This is a genomic window from Thiolapillus sp. (assembly GCF_048562965.1).
GTDB classification, from domain to species: Bacteria; Pseudomonadota; Gammaproteobacteria; order Chromatiales; family Chromatiaceae; genus Thiolapillus; species Thiolapillus brandeum_A.
The window spans coordinates 1-693 of the sequence record NZ_JBHNMF010001336.1 but is presented as its reverse complement, the minus strand read 5'-3'; the positions used below and the strand labels follow the sequence as shown (position 1 = coordinate 693).

At 52.2% G+C, this 693-nt stretch carries 1 protein-coding gene; it reads left to right on the top strand.

Annotation, left to right across the window (positions count from 1 at the left end; translation table 11 throughout):
* A partial coding sequence (gene traF / locus ACOCD2_RS24170; protein ID WP_293688879.1) for a conjugal transfer protein TraF occupies positions 1-601 on the top strand: 601 nt, incomplete at its 5' end.
* Positions 602-693 lie beyond the last annotated feature (92 nt).

The following is a 693-nucleotide window of genomic DNA, read 5'->3' as shown; positions in this document are numbered from 1 at the left end:
GGCCGGTATCTTCTTTTTCTACTCTTCATCATGCAAATACTGCCATTTTCAGATATTTCCTCTGAAACAGTTCGCGTTGCGGTATGGGTTCGAAATCCGACTGATTTCCCTCGATGGCAAACCAATGCCTGGCATGGAGAAGATGCCGTTCATCAAAGACGCCGGCTGGGCCAAGTCATGGAATATCACTGTGGTGCCGGCCATTGTTCTCGCCGCGCCGCCCGACCGTATCGGGGTGGTTTCCCAGGGCCTGTTGTCCACTACCGCACTGGTATCCCGGATGCTTCTGACCGCCGAAGAAATGCATCTTCTGGGTGACGATGAACTCAAGCTCGCACATCTGGATGAACGCGGGTTGCTCACCACAGACGATATGTCCTTCCCCGACGGCGTGGATCCGAACGATCCAAAATCCTGGATGGCGTACTTGAAGGACCGCCTGGAAATCTCCATGGGCCAGGATGATCCCCGCTATTCCATATTGCCACCCCCCACGCCACAATCGGAAGCCCCGCGCTTGAAATACAAGAAACTGAACGAAAAACGACTTGAGATACTGAAAAAGGGGCAGGAGCCAACACCATCCCTGCTCAATCCATAGTTGAAAACGACTTTTTTCGTCTTTTACAAACCGCCACATTGATGCATACCTTCGTAATATAGGCAGGTGGACTATTCCGGCATGAATGCCGG